Annotated in this window: 17 protein-coding genes and 1 pseudogene; 10 read left to right on the forward strand and 8 right to left on the reverse strand. The window is 45.4% G+C overall.

Annotated features, from left to right (window positions below; all coding sequences use genetic code 11):
* Positions 1 to 307: 307 nt before the first annotated feature.
* The 3 genes and pseudogenes from K4039_RS26955 to K4039_RS26965 form a co-directional block, all read left to right on the forward strand.
* Positions 308 to 530: pseudogene (locus tag K4039_RS26955) on the forward strand (IS1 family transposase); the annotation flags it as partial.
* Positions 531 to 771: 241 nt separating this feature from the next.
* Positions 772 to 1,725: a calcium-binding protein gene (locus K4039_RS26960; protein WP_265239569.1), complete on the forward strand. Its 954-nt coding sequence runs from the start codon at positions 772 to 774 to the stop codon at positions 1,723 to 1,725.
* A gap of 536 nt (positions 1,726 to 2,261) precedes the next feature.
* Positions 2,262 to 5,045: a tetratricopeptide repeat protein gene (locus K4039_RS26965; RefSeq protein WP_265239570.1), complete on the forward strand. Its 2,784-nt coding sequence runs from the start codon at positions 2,262 to 2,264 to the stop codon at positions 5,043 to 5,045.
* Positions 5,046 to 5,506: 461 nt separating this feature from the next.
* Here K4039_RS26965 and K4039_RS26970 read toward each other — a convergent pair whose 3' ends face one another.
* The 3 genes from K4039_RS26970 to K4039_RS26980 are packed head-to-tail and all read right to left on the reverse strand — an operon-like array spanning position 5,507 to position 7,145.
* A complete protein-coding gene (locus K4039_RS26970; protein ID WP_265239571.1) occupies positions 5,507 to 5,668 on the reverse strand; it encodes a hypothetical protein in 162 nt (53 codons plus the stop codon).
* Positions 5,669 to 5,674: 6 nt separating this feature from the next.
* Complete coding sequence (locus K4039_RS26975; RefSeq protein ID WP_265239572.1) at positions 5,675 to 6,190, reverse strand: hypothetical protein; 516 nt, start codon at positions 6,188 to 6,190, stop codon at positions 5,675 to 5,677.
* A gap of 37 nt (positions 6,191 to 6,227) precedes the next feature.
* On the reverse strand, positions 6,228 to 7,145 hold the full coding sequence (locus K4039_RS26980; protein ID WP_265239573.1) for a hypothetical protein: 918 nt from the start codon (positions 7,143 to 7,145) through the stop codon (positions 6,228 to 6,230).
* 584 nt (positions 7,146 to 7,729) lie between these two features.
* On the opposite strand from K4039_RS26980, the gene K4039_RS26985 reads away from it, so the two are divergent.
* The 4 genes from K4039_RS26985 to K4039_RS27000 all read left to right on the forward strand — a co-directional run bounded on the left by K4039_RS26985 (position 7,730) and on the right by K4039_RS27000 (position 9,325).
* Positions 7,730 to 7,960, forward strand: coding sequence for a DUF433 domain-containing protein (locus K4039_RS26985; protein ID WP_265239574.1), 231 nt, complete (start codon positions 7,730 to 7,732; stop codon positions 7,958 to 7,960).
* A complete protein-coding gene (locus K4039_RS26990; protein WP_265239575.1) occupies positions 7,960 to 8,181 on the forward strand; it encodes a DUF5615 family PIN-like protein in 222 nt (73 codons plus the stop codon). Before K4039_RS26985 ends, K4039_RS26990 begins: the two co-directional genes overlap by 1 nt.
* A 386-nt stretch (positions 8,182 to 8,567) precedes the next feature.
* Positions 8,568 to 8,915 (forward strand): hypothetical protein, encoded by a 348-nt coding sequence (locus K4039_RS26995; RefSeq protein ID WP_265239576.1) that lies wholly within the window; start codon positions 8,568 to 8,570, stop codon positions 8,913 to 8,915.
* Complete coding sequence (locus tag K4039_RS27000) at positions 8,912 to 9,325, forward strand: PIN domain-containing protein (RefSeq protein ID WP_265239577.1); 414 nt, start codon at positions 8,912 to 8,914, stop codon at positions 9,323 to 9,325. The genes K4039_RS26995 and K4039_RS27000 overlap by 4 nt, the downstream gene beginning before the upstream one ends.
* A gap of 187 nt (positions 9,326 to 9,512) precedes the next feature.
* Here the strand turns inward: K4039_RS27000 and K4039_RS27005 are convergent, their stop codons facing one another.
* Entirely contained in the window at positions 9,513 to 9,767 is a 255-nt protein-coding gene (locus tag K4039_RS27005; RefSeq protein ID WP_265239578.1) for a hypothetical protein, read from the reverse strand.
* 88 nt (positions 9,768 to 9,855) lie between these two features.
* On the opposite strand from K4039_RS27005, the gene K4039_RS27010 reads away from it, so the two are divergent.
* Positions 9,856 to 10,089, forward strand: coding sequence for a hypothetical protein (locus K4039_RS27010; protein ID WP_265239579.1), 234 nt, complete (start codon positions 9,856 to 9,858; stop codon positions 10,087 to 10,089).
* Positions 10,090 to 10,377: 288 nt separating this feature from the next.
* Here K4039_RS27010 and prfC read toward each other — a convergent pair whose 3' ends face one another.
* Complete coding sequence (gene prfC / locus K4039_RS27015) at positions 10,378 to 12,006, reverse strand: peptide chain release factor 3 (RefSeq protein WP_265239580.1); 1,629 nt, start codon at positions 12,004 to 12,006, stop codon at positions 10,378 to 10,380.
* Between the two features lie 102 nt (positions 12,007 to 12,108).
* Between prfC and K4039_RS27020 the strand changes: the two genes are divergently transcribed.
* On the forward strand, positions 12,109 to 12,453 hold the full coding sequence (locus K4039_RS27020) for a DUF4870 domain-containing protein (protein ID WP_265239581.1): 345 nt from the start codon (positions 12,109 to 12,111) through the stop codon (positions 12,451 to 12,453).
* Positions 12,454 to 12,754: 301 nt separating this feature from the next.
* On the opposite strand, the gene K4039_RS27025 is transcribed toward K4039_RS27020, so the two are convergent.
* From K4039_RS27025 to infC, 3 genes are all read right to left on the reverse strand, one after another.
* Positions 12,755 to 13,231, reverse strand: a complete 477-nt coding sequence (locus tag K4039_RS27025; RefSeq protein ID WP_265239582.1) for a Crp/Fnr family transcriptional regulator — start codon at positions 13,229 to 13,231, stop codon at positions 12,755 to 12,757.
* Between the two features lie 208 nt (positions 13,232 to 13,439).
* Positions 13,440 to 16,502 (reverse strand): HEAT repeat domain-containing protein, encoded by a 3,063-nt coding sequence (locus tag K4039_RS27030; RefSeq protein WP_265239583.1) that lies wholly within the window; start codon positions 16,500 to 16,502, stop codon positions 13,440 to 13,442.
* Between the two features lie 250 nt (positions 16,503 to 16,752).
* The gene (gene infC, locus K4039_RS27035; protein WP_265239585.1) at positions 16,753 to 17,286 is read right to left on the reverse strand and encodes a translation initiation factor IF-3; all 534 of its coding nucleotides are present in this window, start codon (positions 17,284 to 17,286) and stop codon (positions 16,753 to 16,755) included.
* Positions 17,287 to 17,702: 416 nt separating this feature from the next.
* On the opposite strand from infC, the gene K4039_RS27040 reads away from it, so the two are divergent.
* Complete coding sequence (locus K4039_RS27040; protein ID WP_265239586.1) at positions 17,703 to 18,725, forward strand: alpha/beta fold hydrolase; 1,023 nt, start codon at positions 17,703 to 17,705, stop codon at positions 18,723 to 18,725.
* Positions 18,726 to 19,704: the final 979 nt, after the last annotated feature.

A 19,704-nucleotide genomic window follows, 5' to 3' on the forward strand; every position in this document is an offset into this window, starting at 1 on the left:
GCTTTGCAGTAAGGTTTCTACTAATTTGTCACCAGATGTTTTTTGCGTCATGTTTTGTATTTTACCATGCTGTGGCTAGATTGTGAACCTTCTTTTTTGCTGTTACCCCGATTTATTGAGCGGATACGACGCGATTTCAATCGCCGAGTGAATTTGATTCGTATTGACGCGATTTCAATCGCCCATTCAATCTAATGTTTGCTTATAATTAAATTACACCCTTTTTTTTTTCTTTTGCGTTAAGATACCAGTGACTTTTTTAGCTCTGCTCGCGGAGCGTCCCTATTCCAAAACTGTCCGAAGTATTGATCATTGGAGTGCCTATGATTCTGTATTGCCCAGTAAACGTCATCATAGTGTAGACTCTCGATAGTGGTTGTACCAGCTATATCGAGCGATTTAACTGCACCATTTGACAACGAGCATCTCGATGGGTGAGAAAGAGCTTATCCTTCTCTAAGAAATTGGAAAATCATATTGCTTCCCTTTGGAGTTTTGTGCATCATTATAATGCTAGTTTACAACTCTAGATGCCTACTTTTCTTTGAATTCGGTTTTGTTCTGAGCCTTTCCTGAGCGGGCACTACCCTTTTTTTTGTCGATTCTGCTATCCTAATAAAGTAGGTGCGTCGATTTGATGCCTCAAACCCTTTCGCGATATAGGGTCTGCGGCGAACTCCCTAGCGATGGGTTTAAATCGGATTAGTTGGCAGCAAGAACTAACCGAAAAGTTGATGTTTTGACAGTTGATGCAAAAAAGGAAAAACAACCATGCCTAACAAGGAATCATTTCAAGAATTCTCTGATGTTGATACTCTTATCGGCGGCAACGATGTCCGAGTTGCAAGCATACTTAACACTATACCTGACGGTGAATACGCCGGTGCGTTCATCGGAAGCAGCGGCAATGACACAATTAAAGCATCGGGCATTATTTTTGGACTTCAAGGCGAAGATAATCTTGGGGGGGAAGGCTCTAGTGATACTATCTTTGCAGGTAAAGATAATGATAATGTTTTCGGTGACGCGGGAGACGATTTTCTGCGGGGCGATCAAGGAAACGACACTGTTCGCGGTGGTTTAGGCAACGATACTCTCTACGGCGGTAAAAATGATGATTTGATAGATGGAGGTGAAGGTATCGATTTTCTCTTCGGAGGCGAAGGTAGCGATACTTTTGATGGGTTAAATGTAGGAGACCAAATCCCAGATTTTAATCCACAATCCGATCGTTTGATTGGAAACTTCATCGTCGTAAACGGAGTGGTAGAAGCTATAACTACACCGACTCCTGTTATACCTCCAATTACAACTCCTACTCCCGTGGTTCCAGTGATTCCTCCAATTACAACTCCTACTCCTGTGAGTGTCAGGCTTCCAGAAGCGACTAGTGTGGCGTTACCTCGCCAGTCTCTGAATCTTGGTAATGGAACTAATGAATTAATCCAGGTGGGAGATAAAGTCGCGACAGCAGGGACTGATGGTGTAAATATCCTGAGTATAGATCCAGGAGACACGCTGGCATTCCCAGTATCTGGTGGTCGTACAATAGTCAATCAGTATTTTGCACCAGGATCCGCTGGCGCAATTAATTCTCGAGTTCCAGAAGGTCAAGGTATAAACTTTCTCCGAAGTGCTCTGCCGACAGGGCGCCAAGATGCAATTGTAGCCACTGTCAGAGGAGTTGAATTATCGCCAAACCAGATTCAGACTTTTACTGTCTAATAGTAAATAACGATCTCCCAAAACTCTTTTTACATCTACTAGGAAATGTTAAGAACTTCATCTAGTCTCTTGTTTTTATTCTTAAAACCAATAAAAGATAAAATGAAAAAAACTCCCTAAATAAATTTTATATTATAATTAAAAGCTTGTTTGAACGCCAGCAATTATTATATTATAGTTTTCTTAGGGGGCTTTATTTTGTGTAAAAATAGTCTAAATTTGATTGATTGTCAATGTTTGGGAGAGTTTGATAACGATTTTAGATTTTAGATTTTGGATCTTAGATTTTCGATTTACTCGTTACCAGCGTCAGCGGCTGGAAAGATGAGACGGCGGTTGAAACCGCGTCTACACAAACGATGTCCGCCGACGCGGACTGAAGAAAATAACGTAATTTCAACGCTCGTGTTTTCTTCAACCCGCGGAGGCGGGTTTTGTTTGTGTAGACGCGAATTCCATTCGCCCGGTCTTATCTTTCGAGTTAAAATAACAGCAAAGCCCACACCCAAAATCCCCACCACCACACCCGAACAACTATGCCAATAGACGACGAAGACTTTGAAACAGAATCGATCGCGGGCGATCGCAAACTGCAACTTTTCACAGACAGACACGAATTTACGCGCCGATTTGCCTTTTATTTAAACGAAGACCAGCCCCGCGAACAAATTTTGTATTTTTACGGAGATGGAGGAAACGGCAAATCCTTGCTGCTAAAACACTTGCAGTTTCACTGCTGCAAAAAATTCCCCCCGCAGGTGTGGCAAGAATTGCGAGAAATCCCAGAAGCAAAAGCCGCCGAAGTTGCCGATTTTGTCCGCTACGCAAAACCCAAAACCTACACTCCCATCCCCGTAGTGCGGCACGACTTCGGCTTGATACCGATTAAGGAAGATAAACCGCAAGATAGATTTTACGGTTTGCTGATGCTGCGGCGCAATCTGGCAGAATCAGCCAAGAAATATAAATTTAATTTTCCTAATTATGACTTTGCTTGCTTTTGGTATTTGCTGAACAAAGGCGAGTCTGACGCAACTCTCAACCAACTTTTCCCCAACGATTTGATTGATTTTTTGACACCTGTAGTGGAAACCTTTGCCGGATTTCCCGTGGTGTCGCAAGTGGCGGCGGGGCTGAAATTGATTGATAAATTCGGCGGGATTAAGCGCACGATGAAATTAATTCAAACGCGCCTCGGTGTCAGCGATGAACAAGCTGATGAAATTCGCCGTAAAGATATTGATATTGAGTTAATCGACTGTTTGCCGAAATTGTTTGCGGGCGATTTGAATGCGGCAATGGCTGGAAAACACAAACCAGAACGCCTTGTGATGCTGTTTGATACTCACGAGAAATTGTGGGATGAAAAACGCAATTCTCAGGGTGAAAAGTTTTGGTATCAAGATGAGTGGTTTCGGCGGTTGCTGAGGGCATTGGATTACAAATTGGGGATTGTGGTGGCGGTGGCGGGGCGTGATTCCCCAGTCGCACAATTGCGGTGGCCCACTGCGTCGAGGTTTCCAATTCCTGAACATTATATCGATGCACAATTGGTTTGGCATTTGTCTCCGGCTGATGCTAAGGATTATTTGCATAAAGTGGAGATTGATCTGCCGGATTTGGCGGATGCTGTGATTAAATATGCCAGCGTTAATCCCGATGATTGTTGGGAGAATTTGCAGGTGCATCCGTTTTATTTGGGTTTGTGCGCGGATGTGGTGCTGGCTGAAAGGCGCAGGGGGATGGAGTTGCTGTCGTCGGATTTTGCGCGGATTCCGAAGTTGGAAAATAAGACGGCGGAGTTAACGGATCGTTTGTTGATGTATGTGGATCGCGAAGTGCGATCGGCTGTGCATTCTTTGAGTGCTTGCCGCGCTTTTGATGAGGATTTGTACATGAGATTGGGAGTAGGTTGTCACTTCCAGGCTAGCAGTGCAAATTTTGAGATTTTGACGAGTTTTTCGTTTGTGTGGAAATCGGAAAAGTGGGGGGATAATTGGTATCGGATTCACGATATATTGCGGCGCTTGGATGCGGATAGGGATAATGAGAAAACTCGCAGGGCTCATGGGGTTTTAGAGGGGCATTATCGGGAATTGGGGAATAAGGCTGAGGCGATTTATCATGCTAATCGCTTGGATTGGGAGCGGGGTGTGAAGGAATGGGAAGAGGTGTTTAATGGAGCTTTGAACAAGAGTCGTTATGGGGAATGCAAGTCGCTGCTAGGAGTTAGACAGGAGTTGTGGATTAAAAGTGATTATTTGCTGGGACTGATTTCACGAGCTGAAGGATTTTACTATACTGTATTAGATCGATATGCAGAAGCAAAACAAGAGTATTTAGAGGCAGTTGCAGCTTACGATCGCGCACTCATCACAAATCCTGACGATCGAAATACGCTCCGCAGCAAAGGGTTTGTGCTGCTAAGTCTGGGTCAGTTACAGACAGGTATAGGAGAATTTGAGGCTGCAAAACAGTCTTTCTCAGATGCGCTCGCTACCTGTAATTTAGTTTTACTTATTTCACCGGATTATATTAGTGTTTTCAACACTAAAGGGCTGGTGCTGTGGTCTTTGGGTGGTGTGCAGACAAGCCTAAGAGAATTTGAGGCTGCCAAACAGTCTTACTCAGATGCGATCGGAATCTTGAATTCTGCTTTACTTATTGCACCGGATAATAAGTATGCTCTCAACAGCAAAGGGAATGCGCTGGGAAGTCTGGGTGATTTGCAAGCACGGCTAAGTGAATTTGAGGCAGCAAAACAGTCTTACTTTGATGCGATCGATTCCTATAATTCTGCTTTAATTATTGCACCGGATTCTACCGGCGATCTCAATAACAAAGGGATTGCGCTGGAATTTCTGGGTACATTGCAAGCAGAGCTAAGTGAATTTGAGGCGGCAAAACAGTCTTACTTAGAGGCGATCGCAGTCTTGAATTCTGCTTTAGTTATTGCACCGGATTCTCTCAATCCTCTGAACAGCAAAGGGATTGCGCTGCACAGTCTGGCTAAATTGCAAGCAAAGCTAAGTGAGTTTGAGGCGGCCAAACAATCTTACTCAGATGCGATATCTGCTTATAATTCTGCTTTACTTATTGTACTGGATTCTCCCAGTCATCTCAATAACAAAGGGAATGCGCTGCGAAGTCTGGGTGATTTGCAAGAACAATTATCTGAGAGACAGGAAGCACTCAAGAGTTGGCAAGAGGCTTTGGAAATGTTTAATCGAGCTTTAGCCATTGTTCCTAACAACGATAGTCTTCGCAATAGACGCGATACGCTGCAACAAGTTCTCGATAATTTGGGTGAAAATACTTGATGTAATATCGTGTCCGATCGACCGTAATTCCTGTAGGGGCGGGTTCACCAACGATCTTTGATTCACATCGCAAATATTCATAAACCCGCCCCCACCCAACCAACCAACCCCGATTGCATAAAAAGTTTATTGGTATTTGCGTTGAGAGGGGGCGGGTTTTTAAGATTGTCAATTATTGGCCGATATTGTTGGCTCACGGGCCCCTACAATATTGCTTAATCACTAACAAGATTTACCCACTCCGACAAAGAAACCGGGTTTTTCCCAAAATCTGCGAATCACCACCAATATTGTCATAAAAACCCGGTTTCTGGCCACCCGCGCACGACTTACCCACTCCGACAAAGAAACCGGGTTTTTTCCCAAATCTGCGAATCACCACCAATATTGTCATAAAAACCCGGTTTCTGGCCACCCGCGCCAGACTTACCCACTCCGACAAAGTTGTAGGGTGCGTCGCCTTATAAAAATCCCTGGATGCGATCGAGAATCTCATAGCGACGCACCGGGAAAACAGGACTCGCAAAACAAACAATACTTATTTTATCGGCTGACGCACTCCAACATTGATTGATGTTGTTGGCGGCAATTTTTATTTCCACACCTGACAAGCTTTGTATCATTGTGAATTAACATGATATGGATAACTGCTGAATATAGTTGATAACTTCATCTTTACTAATTATTTCAGAAGTTGGCACACAATAAGAAGGGTAAATATAATGAGTTTCACCTGTCGCTGCTGTTTTGCGTTTGTCTATTTTTGTACCGTATCTATCTGGATAAATAATCCACTTGGTACTGGGACGTGTTGGCGTTATTGCTCCCCAAGCTGTGCTGGTATTTCGACAGTACCAAATAACTACTGCTGGCGGGTTTACCCATTGTTTACTTTCTACTTCACCGCACATCCAACCTTTATAACCGGGCGGCATTTGTCGAATCGGATCTGTAATAGACTGAAACACTGTTTTTACAGATATCCAAAAAATTTTATTGCCTAAATTATCATACACAGGAATATCTTCGTCAGTATTAAACTGAGTAACAAAAGACTCTCCTGCATTAATTCCCCGTTTCCTCAGTCCATTGCGAATAAGTGTTACAGCATAATCTCCTTCAGCTAAAAATTGTTCCCAAGTCATAAATACTTAATCATACTTTTTCTTTAAAATTTTATCATCAAAACTCATCTAAAATTTCTTCGTTTATGTCAGGCGAGGAACTTTTTATTTGATTCATTTGTTCTTTCACCATTTCTATTAAAAGATCGTTGCAGTATTCAGCAATTTCTGGATAGTTGTCTGCCATCTCTTCTAAAGGTGTTACCACACACGGGTCGCTAATATCTATACCCAATTCCATCCACTTCCTAGTTTGCTCCACAGCTATATTTACCACCCCTTCTACTCCGGGTAGGTAGTTACTTATCTCCTCTAAGGAATTTAATTTGGAACTTTCCCCTACAGAAATAGAAAGATTTTCTAGTTGCTTTTTATTAAGTATTTGAAGGTCTTGATCTTGTTCAAATACGGAAAGAAGTGAAGATGCTTCAGATTTGAGAATTTTCCTATGAGGAATCAATAAGTTTTTTACTAAAAAGTAAGCAATATCTGCAATAAATTTTCGAGCCTCAAGCGGAATATGATCCCAATAATTAGTAGCAACTTCTCGAAATAGCTGATATGCTCTAATATAATGTACGTACCTATCTATGGGATCTTTTGTAGTTTTATTCCCACCTAAAATCATCAAGTTAAAAGCCTCAAAAGACATTTGAAGAGCCTTTAAATCATTGCTAAAATCTTTGATTATATTGTTTACTTTTTCATCTGAATCAACTTTTTGATAATTGTTGGCTATATCAAGTAGGAGTTCATGCGCTTCTTGAAACTTCTTTGAAATCAGAAATGGATCTTTAGAATTGAAACCTTCATCTACTAAACGATTTATTTCATCTATTTTGATATAAACTTTCAAATTTAAAGTGTAAAATTCAGAAGTAACAAATTCCGCTTCAAACTTTTGCCGAGCTTCCTCTATTTCGCTTTTAAAACTAGAGCTGAAAGCTTGAAATCTATCCAAAACAAACTGTGTCATAGTATTTAACCTCGCAGCAGTTGGCTGACTTTCACTAATCAAAGTTAGTTTACTTGCATTCTATCACAACCACACGAATAGTGCATCAAAGACTGATCGCACTTCCCGTACCTCCTCCAAGACTTAAAAACAGAAAGTCCGCCTGTGCGGACTTCGTTTGTCTAGCGCCACACATCAGTCTCGCAGACTAATCACTCCAAATTCAACACACAATAAGGATAACGAGTCGTCACACAAACTACTGGCCCCAGATAAAAACCCGGTTTCTGGCCACCCATGCAAAACTTACCCACTCCCACAAAGAAACCGGGTTTTTTCCCAAATCTACGCATCACAACCAAGTATTCTCGAAAAAACCCGGTTTCTGGCCACCCGCGCGTCCGTAAACGGCGGTTGAAACCGCGTCTACACAAACGATGTCCGCCTCCGCAGACTAAAGAAAATAACGTAATTTCAACGGCATTTCAACGATCGTGTTTTCTTCAACCCGCGGAGGCGGGTTTTGTTTGTGTAGACGCGGTTTCAACCGCCGGGTCTTATCTTTTGATGCTAAAATTGAGAACAGTAGTTAAAGGAAAAATGCCATGTCAGAACAAGACATCGCTAAGATCATTACGATCGAACCGGGTAAGCGAGGTGGTAAACCTTGTATTCGAGGTATGAGAATTACGGTTTACGACGTGTTGGAATATCTCGCTTCTGGCATGACTTATCAAGAAATCCTAGATGATTTTCCCTATCTCACGCAACAGGATATTTTAGCTTGCTTAAGTTTCGCAGCTAAACGAGAGCAGTTTATGTTAGTTGTTGGGTGATGAAACTACTGTTGTTTGACCAAAATCTCTTTCCTCGTCTCATCAATCTCCTGGCTGACATTTATCCAGATTCCGCTCATGTTGATGCAATTGGATTACCTACCGCACCAGATCGCGAAGTTTGGGATTATGCTCGTCAGCATGACTATATTGTCGTTACCAAGAATGTGGATTTTAGCGAATTGAGTCTATTGTTGGGGTTTCCTCCCAAGGTAATTTGAATACGGCGGGGAAATTGCTCGACGCGGGATATCGAGCGGCTACTAAGAGAGAACTATGATGCGATCGCAGCTTTAAGTGACACTCCTAATAGCGGTATTATCAGTTTGTTTTAATAAAAACGTTTAAAGAAACCGGGTTTTTGGCCGCATCTACGCATCACAACGAGTATTCAAGGGAAAAACCCGGTTTCTGGCTACGCGCGTAGGCGGTTGAAACCGCGTCTACACAAACGATGTCCGCCTCCGCGGACTAAAGAAAATAAGGTAATTTAAACGATCGCATTTTCTTCAACCCGCGGAGGCGGGTTTTGTTTGTGTAGACGCGGTTTCAACCGCCGGGTCTTATCTGCTAAAATAGACCCATAAAATATCAAAATATCAAAAATATGAACGAATCCCAAATACCCCAAATACCTTGGGTGCCCTTAAGCCGAGAAGCGCACAAACTATCAGTTACCGACAGATTAGCTCTAGTCAATGCGATTGTTGAGTCCATCAGACGGGAACTAAAACCCCCACAATCTTTACCAGATAACTTCGTGGAACCGATGACGGGGCTACCAAAAACTGATACACCACCCCCAACAAATGAAGTTAAAATTAGATTTGGGAACGATCGCAAAGGTGCGGCCAAGCGACTCAGAGGGCTAGCAAAAACCGATACGCCACCTCCAACAGATGCCGAAGTTGCAGCCATGTTAGAAGAACGTTTGGTGGAGAAATACCTAAAATGAAGGTATTAATAGACACCAACATTATCCTGGATAGTTTGCTAGAGCGAGAACCCTTTGTAGAGGATGCTGATGCTTTATTTGAGGCGATCGAAAATGAGGAAATAGATGGATATGTAACAGCAACAACCTTAACAAATATCTTCTACATTGTCAGAAGACAAACTCGCAGCCTCGATCGCGCTAGGCAAGCTATTTCTGAGACACTAGCATTAATGAAAGTATCAGCAGTCGATCGCGAAGTTTTGGAAATAGCATTTGCATCTAATTTAACCGATTTTGAAGATGCCGTACAGTTAGCTTGTGCGCTGTCAGATAACCTGGAGGCGATCGTCACCCGCGATGCAGGAGATTTCGTCGGTGCGACCTTACCAATTCTATCACCTAAAGAGTTATTAAAACGTTTGGAATAAGATTAGCAGGACTGACGCACTCCGACAAAGAAACCGGGTTTTTGGCCGAATCTACGCATCACAACGAAGAATTCTCGAAAAAACCCGGTTTCTGGCCACGCGTGCGTAAGTCCTAAACAGAACTTAACCTCCCAGCTTACCTTCCTGGCGGCGTACTGTCCGTTAGCGCAGCCCGCCCCTACGGGGGCTACGCCAACGAAGAGGATCGCACTTTCCGACGAATCAGCACACTCATCACCTGGCCAGCATTTGCCGCCCGCTGTACGGGACTCCAATCACCAACCTCAGCAAATCCCAGCCGATACAAAGTGAGAATCGTCTCCCGGACACCTTGGGGCGAACCCACAAGCGTTACCAGCAGCACATCCTGTTCCGATACCGCCGCTGAATCCGAATTTGGACAGTCGGATGAGTTTTCGTCGGGCACGAATTCCTGTGACATATTATGTTCTCCTGACTTTGGGTTTTCTAAGGAAACCCAAAAATCCAGCCGCCCCGCATTTCAACAGATAGCAGGGCGGCCACAGAGAGTGTTAAGATACTCCGTTAGCCTCCAGACTGCTGGTTTCAGTTTGGCGGTTATGCTGCTCATTGCTGTTAGCGCAGCTTTGGGCAGTGCAACTAGATTTTCGGGCGACGCGGGTTGCCTCCTGTGCAAGCAAAGCAACCTCTCACTTAAAAGCGTAGCCGCAGATGGGGCCCGCCGTCAACCAATTTGGGATTTTAGATTTACTCCTTACCAGCGTCAGTGGCTGGAAAGATGAGACGGCGGTTGAAACCGCGTCTACACAAACGATGTCCGCCTCCGCGGACTAAAGAAAATAATGTAATTTCAACGATCGTGTTTTCTTCAACCCGCGGAGGCGGGTTTTGTTTGTGTAGACGCGGTTTCAACCGCCGGGTCTAATTATTCTCCTCAACCCGCGGAGGCGGGTTTTGTTTGTGTCGCCGCGAATTCCATTCGCCCGGTCTGATTATTCTCCTCAACCCGCGGAGGCGGGTTTTGTTTGTGTCGCCGCGAATTCCATTCGCCCGGTCTTATCAGGGTTTCCCTACTCCGCGCTAACAGCCAAACCAGAAACCACAGGGGCGATCGCATTTAGCTTCAAAATAGGATGCTCACCTTCCACCTGACGGCAATTCCAGTCATTTCTAAACAGCAAAACCGGCCGGCCCCAACTATCTTTCACCGTCACAGTATTAAACAACCGTCCAACCTTAGCCAGCGCATCCCAACCGCCGTCAACCCAACGAGCTACACTATAAGGCAACATTTCGATCGCAGTTTCCACATTATATTCCGACTGCATTCGGAACTGCACCACCTCAAATTGCAACTGTCCCACAGCCGCCAAAATCGGATCCCGTTTCGACTCATCCACCGAATACATAATTTGCACAGCGCCCTCTTCCTGCAACTCCGAAACACCTTTGCGGAACTGCTTAAACTTAGAAGGATTCGGATTTCTCAAAACAGCAAAAAGTTCCGGCGAAAAACAGGGAATCCCTTCATATTCCAGCTTTTGACCAGTGTAAATAGTATCCCCGATCGCAAAAACCCCCGGATTGTTCAAACCGATCACATCGCCCGGATACGCAACCTCGATCGACTCCCGATCCTGAGCAAATAACTTTTGAGGCCTTGACAAACGCACCGTTTTACCAGTCCGAGCGTGAGTCACGTTCATGTCCTTTTCAAACTTACCCGTACAAACCCGAATAAACGCCACCCGATCGCGATGTCTCGGATCCATATTCGCTTGCAATTTAAACACAAACCCGGTAAAATCTTCGTAAGTTGGTGGCAAATCTCCGGCGGTGCTCTTGCGGGCGATCGGCTTCATCGCGTAATCTAAAAACGCATCCAAAAACAGTTCGACCCCAAAATTGCTCATCGCACTACCAAAGAAAACCGGAGTCATTTTCCCAGCGCGAACCAAGTCTAAATCGAGTTCAGTTCCTAACTCATCCAACAGTTCCAACTCTTCTTTGAGCTGATAGTAAAGGTCTTGTTCCAACAAATCCTCAATGCGCGGATCGCCCAATTCAACTACTGTATCAACAGCCGCGCGAGAACCGTGTTTAGTCCGCTCGAATAAGTGAATTTTGCGTCCTCTGCGATCGAAAACACCTTTAAAGCGATCGCCCGTACCGATCGGCCAATTCACCGCATAAGTCTGCAAGCCCAATTCCTTCTCAATTTCGTCCAACAAATCCAAAGGATCTCTGCTAGGGCGATCGAGCTTATTAAAGAAAGTAAAAATAGGCAAACTTCGCAGCTTACAAACTTCAAATAACTTCCGAGTTTGCGGTTCCAAACCCTTAGCAGCATCCTCAAGCATCACCGCATTATCAGCCGCCGCCAGAGTTCGATAAGTATCTTCGCTAAAATCTTGGTGTCCCGGAGTATCGAGCAGATTAATGTGATAATTTTGATATTCAAACTGCAAAACAGTAGAAGTAATCGAAATTCCCCGCTGCTGTTCCATCGCCATCCAGTCAGAGGTAGCGTGTCGCTGAGCCCGCCGCGCTTTTACAGAACCGGCTTCGTGAATTGCACCTCCGTAAAGCAGCAGCTTTTCTGTCAAAGTAGTTTTCCCCGCGTCAGGGTGCGAGATAATCGCAAAGTTGCGCCGGCGCTCAACGGCAGCTAGCAGTTCAGTTTCGAGTTCTGTTGTCATCACAAATTAGGTAGGGGAATCATCACCCGATCGCCATTATAGCCTGTGCTACAGTTGCTATTAAAGGTAAAATTATCACTAAAGTCAAGGAATAAAACTAATATGTACGACTCCGACAAGCGGAAGCTGCTATCACTGGTGTGTCACGGGGCAATTTTTTTCAGTACCTTAGTGTTCTCGATCGGAGCGCCGATCGCTGTATTGTTAGTATCAGATGACCCCGTTGTCAAAGAAAACGCCACAGAAGCCATCAATTTTCACCTGAATGTATGGCTGTACAGCACCGTGATTGTGGTGTTAACTGTCGTCACTTTTGGGCTTGCAGGCTTTATCCTCGTGCCGCTAGGTTATCTCCTGCACTGGGGACTGACAATCATGGCTATCCTCCACGTTTTACAAGATCCTAACCAACCTTACCGCTACCCTTTTATTTTCCGAATAGTTTAGACAGCAAATCGCTCTTCACCATCGATTTAAACAACCCGATTTCTTGTAGAAACCGGGTTTTTAATTGTTTGATAGAAGAAGGAAGAAGGAAGAAGGAAGAAGGAAGAAGGAAGAAGGAAGAAAAGAAACGGTTTTAGCTTAGCAATTCGTAAGGAAGAAAAGAAACGGTTTTAGCAATTCGTAAGGCGCAGTACGCATTTTACGGGAGAAAAATTTTGCCTACCTAATTGTCGCTCGAATAAAACACAATTCCCAATTCCCAATTCCCAATTCCCAATTCCCAATTCCCAATTCCCAACTTTCATCGCATTTCAGCAACTCTAGCAGTCTCTGTCGGTGGCATAACCGCTTCTTTAGCATTCAACTTGATATTCAACTCACGAATCCGGCGCGACAGCAAGCGAATAATATTAACAGCAATTCCCGGCGTTTCATCGATCGCATCATAGAGCTGCATTTGAGTCAGCATCAAACACTCCGATTGTTCCAGAGTAGAAATAGAAGCCGATCGAGGTTCCGCATCAAACAGCGACATTTCCCCGAAACAAGCCCCGGCTTTCAACTGTGCCAAATCCCGATCGCCTATATGCACCCGCACCGTACCCGATACCAAGATATAGAGCGATCGACCTTCCTGTCCTTCCGTAAAAATCCTATGCTTAGAAGGAAACGAAAGTTCATCCATCACCGATGCTAGACGCACGAGAAAATCATCCCGCAGTTCCTTAAAAATGGGAACTTCCCTGACAAACAATAGGCGTTCGACGCTGGTTAACATAATGCGATGCAGTGATTAATTTAAACTTTCAAAGGAGAAGAAAAAGGGGAGAGTGGGAGAGGGGGAGAGGGGGAGAGGGGGAGAGTGAGGAGTTGTTCTTGTTTTTTCTTTCTTCCCTCTTCCCTTTTCTTTCTTCCCTCTTCCCTTTTCTTTCTTCCCTCTTCCTTCTTCCTTCTTCCCTCTTCCTTCTTCCTTCAGAATGATAACTTTACCTTTTTGTGCTATTCCCCAACTCTGCCATCATCTCTTCAACTTGAGCTGATACCAAATTATCCGGGTCATTTTGCAGCCTCGGCAACAATTCGAGCAAAGCCCGCGGCGAAGCTATTTTCAAATAGGCTAACACTGCTTCGCGCACAAAGCCCGTCGGGTGTTGCAGACAGACAAGAGTTTGTTGGGCGGTAAGACTCCAACGCGCTTCCCTCGCCAAGTGAAAGCAGCAGGCTAAGGCCCAATCCGAAAGGAAATGGCGCAATTCTAGCAAGCGGCGCAAACGATCGCTAGGGGATAGAGGTTTGTACACCATCAATTCGGAGAGATTGCTCAACTTCTCTGTTTCTGAGTGCTGATCCAACAAATTAATCAGCGATCGCTTCTTAGCGATATCCACAGTATTGTCGAGAATTTCCAATCCCCTAGCCACCAAAGAAGGTTGGCCAGAAGCAATGTTGAAAGCAGCAGCTTGTACGGTGTCCAACGCATAAAGAAACTTCATCAGCAAAAAACATCGCTCCTTAGCATCAGCTTCCAGCCCAGCCAAAGCCCGCTGCAACAATTGAGCCGTATCGTTATCCTTCGCAGGTGCGGGGCTATTTACATCTCGCTCTGAGAAATTGCTGTAGGTTGTTACCCCAGACAAATCTACCAGAGCCGCATAAATTTGACCGATAAACATCAACTCCTGTTCGATGAGAGTTTCCAATCCGCTGCGGCCAATGCGGTCTAGAACCCCTTCTATCCCCGCTTCCGAGGGCATTTTCAATAGGATGCGGAGGATGTTGCGCCTGGTAGTTCCCCAAGCCGTCATCAAATTGCTGACTAAAATGTCGATCGCCTCCACAGTCCCAATTTGACCGAGAGCCGTCCAAGCTTGCAATCTGACCAAATCCGACTTGTGGATGTCCTCAGCCAAATAGACGAGCAAAGGAATCGCATCATTGTGAAGTTTGACGATCGCCTGCAAAGCGGCTTCCCTAGTCGATTTATAACCAAGTCCGCGCAGCAACGAAGGATAATATTCTTCCGAATGAGTAGAAGAAATCACGTCTAACAGAGCGCAGCGCACTCGCAGAGATTCATCTTGCAACAGATTGGGGATGTACAGCCGCAGTCCTTGCAAATAATCAGCCTCTCCTAGAGCCCGCGTTCCCATCACCCGTTCTCGTTCCAGCTTGTGGGTGAGCATTTGGCGCAGCGTATTAGTAGCTTCTGCCTTTTGCTGGCGATCGCCCCTTCTCATAATTAAAGCAGCCGCCGTACCTCGTACCACCGGATCGACGATCGGCTGCAAATAAGGCCGCAAGCTTTCGATATTCGGTTCAGCCTCCGTCAGCCAGATGTAGCGCAAAGCCAAGGCCAGCACCTCCGGCGGCAAAGATTGCTCCGAAAGCGCGCGGACAGCTTCTAAATATTCCGGGTTCGGATGTTGCAGCATTGTTTCCAAGCTCTGGCGCTGCAAAGCCGAAGGTAACACTTCCAGGATAGGTGCCAAAACTTCTCCGACATTTTTCGGGTCAATTTGCGTCAGCAGTTCTATGCAGGAGCGCTTTTCATCTTCGCCCCCCGGCTTTTCCAGAGTTTCCACCACTGCGCGCTTCAGAGCTTTCAGGTCAACGTCGGTGACACCCAAGCGCCCCCGTTCCGCGCTTTTGACCAACAAACCCACGTATTGAGAGCGGATCAGCCAGACTACAAACACCCACACCAAAGCTAAAAGTACGATCACGCCAATAAATATCAAACTTTGGTTGTCGTGAAATAGCTTGTCCTTTTCGTCTTGGTGGGGCAGTATCTTGTCTGTCACCCACAGCATAATCAGGATGCCAACTCCTGTCACTCCGCAGGACAGAGGTTCGCCCACACCGTTGACTAGAGTTTGAATACCCGATCGAATATTGTCAGGAATCGGTTGGAATAAAACCGGGCTGACAGTTTCCAACAGCGTGTAGTGCAGCAATTCGTCCAGAAATCTCAGCAATATCAGTCCGATGAACACAGACACTAGCTGGCCCAGAGATGCTCCTATGGTCAGCACGCCGAGGATGGCGATACCCGCGGGCAAAATCATCGCCGTCACAAACACACCGATTCGTTCCACCAAGCGACTGGAAGCGAACCACTGAGTCGCCACTTGAAACAGACCTTGTATACCTTCGTAAATCCCCAAAAAGCTAGCAATCCAGCTAGCTCCACTGGCACCGTCCGAAGGGTTTTGGTATTCTAGCTGGCTGTAAAATTGAAAATCTACCAACACATAGAGGACTTCTGCAAGGACGAAAAAACTGACTAGAGGTATGGCATATTTTTGCAGAGGGCCTGTAACTTTGCGGGCGGCAAATTCTTGTTGGTCGTCTTCGTCCTCGTCATCTGTCCAGTGAGCCGTTTCCGGGAATGCTTGGCGGTATTTTTCCGTGAGGTAGTACAGTAACAGCGAGCCTGTCGCCACCATTAACCCCGATATCAGAGTAACGTTTTTGAGTCCGACTACGTAGAGCAAAACCGGCAGAGAAAACCCGCTGACTACTCCAGCCACTAGATAACCACTACTGACTAGCGGATAGGTGCGCTTGATTTCTCTAATATTAAACAGTTGGTTGGAAGTAATGGAAGTATTCAGGTCATTGAGGACATAGCAAGCTTCCACCCACAGCCACATCAAAAAAATAGTAATAAAAGCGATGCTGATGCCAGCTATCTTAGTATTTTCGTAGCCGATGCCGAATCTAAACAAAAATAGCGGTACCGACATCATTGCCAGAACCACTACGACGGTGCGCCTTAGCGGCAGGATTTTTTGCAGCCACGAGTAGACAAATCCCAAACCAGAACCGATAAAGGCGCTGGCTATATAGATATAGGGCATTTTGTCGGCACCGAATTCGTCTAAAAACAGACCTACCGTGCTGAGTTCCAGCCAGATCAGCCCGACGGAGGTTAGAGTGTAGACGAGGAACATCAGTACGGTTCGCTCTACTTCTTCCGATCGCAGATTAAGCGATCGCAGCACTCCTTTTCCTGCTCCCGCCCAAGCGCTGATTTGAAAATTTTCCATGCTTCTGGTGCGTAGATATCCCGATTTGAGATTTGAGATTTGAGATTTGAGATTTGCTCCACAGATGCCATCTAGGAGCTGGAACTTTGGCGTTGCTCTGAGCTTGTCGAAGGGTCTAAAATTTTTGTTTTTACCCTCCACGACTATACTCGGAAACCTGTATCCGTTTTTGGGCGGGGTAATTAGTCATCAGTCACCAGTCTATTGACTGATGACTGATGACTGATGACTGATGACTAATCACTCATAACTATTTTTTCGGCGACAGCAGCATCATCATACTGCGGCCTTCTTTTTTCGGCGCTTGCTGCACCTCTGCGATTTCCTGTAAATCTGTGGCCATGCGCTTGAGCAAGTCCTCTGCTAGGTTACTGTGTTGGATTTCCCGACCTCTGAACATGATCGTGGCTTTTACTTTGTCCCCAGATTTGATAAAGCGGTCTGCTAGTTTGAGGCGCACTTGGTAGTCGTGTTCTTCAATTTTGTAGCGCATCTTCACTTCCTTCACGTCAGCAGTGTGTTGCTTCCGCTTGGCTTCTCGCGCTTTCTTTTCCTGCTCGAATTTGTACTTCCCGTAGTCCATGACGCGACATACAGGCGGGTCAGCTTTGTCACTGACAAGTACGAGGTCGAGTTCTTTTTCTTCTGCCAGACGCAGCGCTTCTGCGGGTGTCAATATCCCTAGTTGCGCGCCGTCGGTATCGATCACCCGGATTTTGGGGTATCGAATATTTTCGTTGATCTGGGGTAGGTTGCGATTTTGTCTTCTTTCAATCACAGGCATGAATTGTTTTACAAGCAGTAGTTTAATATTGAAGTTTCTTGATAGTTACAGGTTCGATCGACCAATATTTCAATTGTCCGAGCGAGCCATTTTGTAAGGTGTTGCCCTTACCGGACGTACTACCGCGCCCTCTCTCCCCTCCGCTCAAGCGTTAGGGAATATTTGGACGATCGTAAATGAATTCTTACAATACCTGTTATTCTACTCAGTCTGGCTAAGTTTCTGCGTAGTTTTATTTTAACTTCACACACGAGCGTCCGCCCCCGTGTCAGATTGATGACAAAACGGTCGAAAATTCCCGGTAAATCTTGAAAACTGAAGCAAAAAAGCTTTTATTACCGCATATAGCCCAGTCTGACAAGTCCCCGAAGTCCCCTGATTTGCCTTGTAGAATAGGTATAACCAAGTGTAAATTTATGTTGCGAGCTGAGGAAAAATTGACAAATTCTCTGCACTGGCACCAACGGGTGGGAACTCAACGAGACTGGGTGTGGCGGGGTTGGCAAACTCGCTACACTTATTTACGGCCAGCTTTGGGACAAAATCAAGGCGCGATCGCATTTCCCGATTCTGCGGACAAACCAATCACCTCCGCCACATCAAGCACCCCGATTATTTTACTGCACGGATTTGGAGCTTCGATCGGGCATTGGCGGCAAAATCTCACCCAACTCGCCGAAAACCATACAGTTTACGCCTTAGATTTGCTGGGGTTTGGCGCTTCCCAAAAAGCTCCCGTCAACTACGATGTGTCTTTGTGGGTCGATCAAGTTTATGATTTTTGGCTGACTTTTATCAAAGAGCCCGTAGTATTGGCAGGAAATTCGATCGGCTCCCTGATTTGTCTGGCCGCCGCCGCCGCTCACCCGGACATGGTGGCTGGTACGGTAATGATTAGCCTCCCAGACCCCTCTGTGCGAGCCGAGGCGGTGCCCGGATGGCTGTTACCGGCGATCGAAGCTGTGGAAAGCTGGTTTGTTTCCCCGCTCATCCTCAGACCTCTGTTTGCTTTAGTCCGCAAACCTGCCGTTGTCCGCCGCTGGGTTGGCTTTGCCTACGCCAACCCGGAAGCTATTACCGACGAATTAGTGGAAATTCTAGCAGGGCCTGCGGGCGATCGGGGAGCCGCCCGTGCCTTCTGCGCTGTATTCAAAGCTGTAGGAAGTGCACAAGTTGGCCCTGGTGTCAAGACTATACTGCGAAATTCCACAATCCCAATGCTGTTAATTTGGGGAAAACAAGACCGGATGATTCCCCCTCGCTTCGCCCGCCCCCACCAATTTGTCGAATGCAATCCCCAGTATGTAGAGTTAGTTGAATTAGACAATGCCGGCCACTGTCCCCAGGATGAATGCCCGGAACAAGTAAATCAAGCAATTTTGAACTGGATGAGCCGGAATTTTGCAGCTAGGGGCAAGAGTCAATTGCAGCGCTGTTGATTAGACACGGGCAGTGCGTTGCTAATTAACCAAAATAACTTGCAGGTATCGATCCCACTCAAAAATAAAGTTGTGATAATTCGATCGCACGCGGTGGTATGGTATTACAGAATTTCCCTTACTCGTTGACACAATCGCCAAGATAGTGTATCTTTTCTAACTGGTAGCATACATACAAGTTATAGCCTTTCTCAGAAAGATCAGGTACGCGAACGGGATATGGGATATGGGATATGGGATATGGGATATGGGATATGGCATACCTCACTTTTTTGAGAACCGCTATATGTAGTTAGTCGAAAAGCAAGTCATCAAACCAAATTACAGGTTTTATCGAGCAGCCCATCGACTGTTTTTACCGTCCCAAAAGCTTGACAACTGCCCTAACTATATTTGCCGCCAAAAATTTTATCCGCGTCATCAATCAACCAATGCTCTGGCTGTCCATCGTGCACTCAAAAAGAGTGTTAATAATGACAAAGCATTGCCCGCAAAGGTAACAGAAAAAACTCTCCGGTTACTGCTGACAGCATCGACTAGCGATCGTAGTGTCAGGAAAATCGCGATCGCCCTACTAATTTTCGATCATCGCCGAAAATTCATGAGTAAAAAAAAATCCAGAAAAAAAGAGAGCAGGGACGCTATGTAATTGTATTTAACTGTCAAGCTGTCAGCAAAAATGCTTGTCCCCCCAAAATATGCCAGTTTGTCGGAGACTAATATTTTGCATCCATCAAAAGTCAGCTAAATCTTGAAAATATGGATTGTTTTCAAGATCCGTTGTTAAGTTGTCGGTATGGTATAAAAAATTAGAACAAAACACAACAGTCAAGCGGATTATTACCCTTGCAGTAACGAGCTTCGCCAATATTAAATAGCGATGAAACCGCTCCCTTGAAGAACCTTCATTCAGTTGACAGTTGACAGTTGACAGTTGACAGCGACCTCTACTTAAAAGGAAGAGGAGTGGAGTAATGAA

It is taken from the genome of Lyngbya sp. CCAP 1446/10 (assembly GCF_026130175.1).
In the GTDB taxonomy this organism is placed as follows: Bacteria; Cyanobacteriota; Cyanobacteriia; order Cyanobacteriales; family Microcoleaceae; genus Microcoleus.

Coding starts and splice junctions, on each gene's coding strand:
- K4039_RS26960 (WP_265239569.1), top strand. CDS start 772: ATGCCTAACAAGGAATCATTTCAAGAATTCTCTGATGTTGATACTCTT.
- K4039_RS26965 (WP_265239570.1), top strand. CDS start 2,262: ATGCCAATAGACGACGAAGACTTTGAAACAGAATCGATCGCGGGCGAT.
- K4039_RS26970 (WP_265239571.1), bottom strand. CDS start 5,668: ATGATACAAAGCTTGTCAGGTGTGGAAATAAAAATTGCCGCCAACAAC.
- K4039_RS26975 (WP_265239572.1), bottom strand. CDS start 6,190: ATGACTTGGGAACAATTTTTAGCTGAAGGAGATTATGCTGTAACACTT.
- K4039_RS26980 (WP_265239573.1), bottom strand. CDS start 7,145: ATGACACAGTTTGTTTTGGATAGATTTCAAGCTTTCAGCTCTAGTTTT.
- K4039_RS26985 (WP_265239574.1), top strand. CDS start 7,730: ATGTCAGAACAAGACATCGCTAAGATCATTACGATCGAACCGGGTAAG.
- K4039_RS26990 (WP_265239575.1), top strand. CDS start 7,960: ATGAAACTACTGTTGTTTGACCAAAATCTCTTTCCTCGTCTCATCAAT.
- K4039_RS26995 (WP_265239576.1), top strand. CDS start 8,568: ATGAACGAATCCCAAATACCCCAAATACCTTGGGTGCCCTTAAGCCGA.
- K4039_RS27000 (WP_265239577.1), top strand. CDS start 8,912: ATGAAGGTATTAATAGACACCAACATTATCCTGGATAGTTTGCTAGAG.
- K4039_RS27005 (WP_265239578.1), bottom strand. CDS start 9,767: ATGTCACAGGAATTCGTGCCCGACGAAAACTCATCCGACTGTCCAAAT.
- prfC (WP_265239580.1), bottom strand. CDS start 12,006: ATGACAACAGAACTCGAAACTGAACTGCTAGCTGCCGTTGAGCGCCGG.
- K4039_RS27020 (WP_265239581.1), top strand. CDS start 12,109: ATGTACGACTCCGACAAGCGGAAGCTGCTATCACTGGTGTGTCACGGG.
- K4039_RS27025 (WP_265239582.1), bottom strand. CDS start 13,231: ATGTTAACCAGCGTCGAACGCCTATTGTTTGTCAGGGAAGTTCCCATT.
- K4039_RS27030 (WP_265239583.1), bottom strand. CDS start 16,502: ATGGAAAATTTTCAAATCAGCGCTTGGGCGGGAGCAGGAAAAGGAGTG.
- infC (WP_265239585.1), bottom strand. CDS start 17,286: ATGCCTGTGATTGAAAGAAGACAAAATCGCAACCTACCCCAGATCAAC.
- K4039_RS27040 (WP_265239586.1), top strand. CDS start 17,703: ATGTTGCGAGCTGAGGAAAAATTGACAAATTCTCTGCACTGGCACCAA.